Here is a 2527-nt window from a genome sequence, read left to right as displayed (position 1 = left end):
TGTTAGCGGCAGTGTAAAAATGACCCCCTAATGGCATTTAAAAACTGACCCCCTTGGTTAATATAGCGGTCATTTTGGACTGCTCAACATGTTAACTTTGGAGCAAGCAGTGACAATCCAAATACTTCATCAACAAGGTAAATCTATTAAAGCCATTAGTCGTCAACTGGGGGTGTCCAGAAATACCGTACGTAAATATTTACGGCAAAACACCACACCTCAGTATCAGCGTATACAGCCTAGAATAAGTATCCTTGACCCATATAAACCCTATTTACTCCAACGTGTAAATGCAGCTCATCCTGAATGGATTCCTGCTGTCGTGCTCTACCAGGAAATTTTAAGGTTGGGATATCCAGGAAAGATCAGGATATTGAGGGAATATCTTGCAACATTAAAACCAGTTGCCAAACCGGAACCGATCATTCGTTTTGAAACCCAACCTGGCCAACAAATGCAGGTGGATTTCACCACGATTCGACGCAACAACACGACTTTAAAAGCCTTTGTCGCAACATTAGGGTATTCCAGAGCGACTTTCGTGAAATTTTATGATCATGAACGTACCGATGCATGGATCGATGGTCTAGAAAATGCATTTCAGTTCTTTGCAGGAGTACCTCAAGAAATCCTGTTTGATAACGCTAAAACGATCATGATTGAACGGGATGCCTATCAGGAGGGGCAGCATAAATGGAATCCCAAACTGCTCGACTGCGCCAAGAAATACAGCTTTCGTCCTCGCGTATGTAAGCCCTACCGTGCACAGACCAAAGGCAAAGTTGAACGCTTTAATGGATACCTCAAATCAAGCTTTATTGTGCCATTGAAAGCAAGCCTGAAGACTTCGGGTTTACTGTTAGATGTTGATGTCGCCAATGCCCACATTGGCCGGTGGCTGCATGAAACCGCCAATCAGCGGATTCATGCCACCACGCAAGAAAAACCGGCTGTTCGACTGCAACAGGAGCAGCAAAAATTTACGCCATTACCGCAATCAGATACAGGTTCCTGCACTGTACCTGTTGCAGCAGCAGAGCATGTCATGCCCTACGAGAGTTTGCAGCATCCCTTATCGGTATATGACCAGTTGCTGGGAGTTTCCTGATGAATCTGCAATACGACCGTATAGAGCAGCTTTGCCAAAAGCTCAATCTGCCTGCCATCGCATCACAATGGTCACATCATGCACAACAAACATTAGGTCAGGATGGAAGTTATGCCGACTTTGTTGAAGCGATCTTGACGCATGAATATGCTGCCAGGCAACAGCGCAGTCAGCAGGTACTGATGAAACTCTCAGGCCTGCCTCAAGTCAAAACCCTGGAAGACTATGATTTTAATTATGCCCTAGGGGCCCCTAAATCACAGGTGATTGAACTGTTCAATCTGAGCTTTATTACTAGAGCAGAAAATGTGGTGTTTCTCGGGGCTAGCGGAGTAGGAAAAACGCACTTATCTATGGCATTAGGCTATAAGGCCATCATGAACAACATTAAGATCAAGTTCATTACCGCCGCCGATCTCATGCTGCAACTAAGTACAGCCTACCAGCAAGGTAAACTGAAAACCTATATGCAACGTGCGGTACTGGGACCAAAGTTACTGATTATCGATGAAATTGGTTATTTACCGTTTGGACGTGAAGAAGCGAATTTGTTCTTTAATGTGATTGCCAAGCGTTATGAAAAAGGCAGTACGATATTGACGAGTAACTTACCCTTTAGCCAATGGTCTAAGTCATTTGCGGATGATGTTACGTTGACCGCTGCGATGTTAGATCGGCTATTACATCACTGTCATGTGGTACAGATATCGGGTGAGAGTTATCGTTTGAAGGATAAAAAAAGAATTGGGATTCAGCCCCAGGTTGAAACTTAATACGAGATCAAAGGGGTCAATTTTACTTTGCCATTTGTAAGGTAAAAGGGGTCAATTTTAGAATGCCGTTGACAGGGGCCAATCAGCTTGTTCTTCTACATTAATTGAAAAACCCAGCTGATTTAAAAGCTCCTTTCGCCCATAACCTTGAGGTAGCAAGTCCATGAGAAATGCTGGCCATTGGTTTTCTAAGTTGTTTTGTACATTGACTGGAAATTGGAATGATAGAGCATGACCATCCCTTAAATCCATATGTTCAATAGCATATTCAAATAAGTATGACGTTCGTGTAGATGCTCTCCAGCCCTGCTCTTGATTAGCAATTAATTCAACGATAGCGCAATCTTGCCATTCGTTATTTTGAAAAATTTGAAGTGTGCAATATTGATTCATATATGTATTAAAATAAAATATTAGTTTCTATTTTGGCTATATTTATTTATTATAGTAGATATATATTAAATTTCCTACTCTGATTTAGAATCATTTAATTTGCACTATAAGCAATCATTTTAAACGTCATAACTTGTCGTATTGCTAAATGGCTTTGTTGCACAAAGCTATTCTTGAAGGCTTCTTCAGTAATATAATTTCCAGATGAAGAAGCCTACACCTAAAATCTATCGTACAACCAATTGGTCCTCGC

General features: G+C 41.6%; 2 protein-coding genes and 1 pseudogene. 2 read left to right on the top strand and 1 reads right to left on the bottom strand.

Going from position 1 to position 2527, the window contains the following annotated elements; translation table 11 throughout:
* The first annotated feature begins 88 nt into the window (after positions 1 to 88).
* Both istA and istB read left to right on the top strand, forming a co-directional pair.
* A complete protein-coding gene (gene istA, locus EXE10_RS20595) occupies positions 89 to 1108 on the top strand; it encodes an IS21-like element ISAba8 family transposase (RefSeq protein WP_075315047.1) in 1020 nt (339 codons plus the stop codon).
* Positions 1108 to 1881 carry an IS21-like element ISAba8 family helper ATPase IstB gene (gene istB, locus EXE10_RS20590; protein WP_075315049.1) on the top strand — a complete coding sequence of 258 codons (774 nt, stop codon included), beginning with the start codon at positions 1108 to 1110 and terminating at the stop codon, positions 1879 to 1881. The genes istA and istB overlap by 1 nt, the downstream gene beginning before the upstream one ends.
* A gap of 63 nt (positions 1882 to 1944) precedes the next feature.
* On the opposite strand, the pseudogene EXE10_RS20585 reads toward istB, so the two are convergent.
* Positions 1945 to 2274, bottom strand: a pseudogene (locus EXE10_RS20585) (HipA N-terminal domain-containing protein); the annotation flags it as partial.
* Positions 2275 to 2527 lie beyond the last annotated feature (253 nt).

It is taken from the genome of Acinetobacter sp. WCHAc060033 (assembly GCF_004209125.1).
In the GTDB taxonomy this organism is placed as follows: Bacteria; Pseudomonadota; Gammaproteobacteria; order Pseudomonadales; family Moraxellaceae; genus Acinetobacter; species Acinetobacter wuhouensis.
Note: the sequence above shows the minus strand (reverse complement) of the source record. Positions and strands in the feature narration are given on the sequence as shown.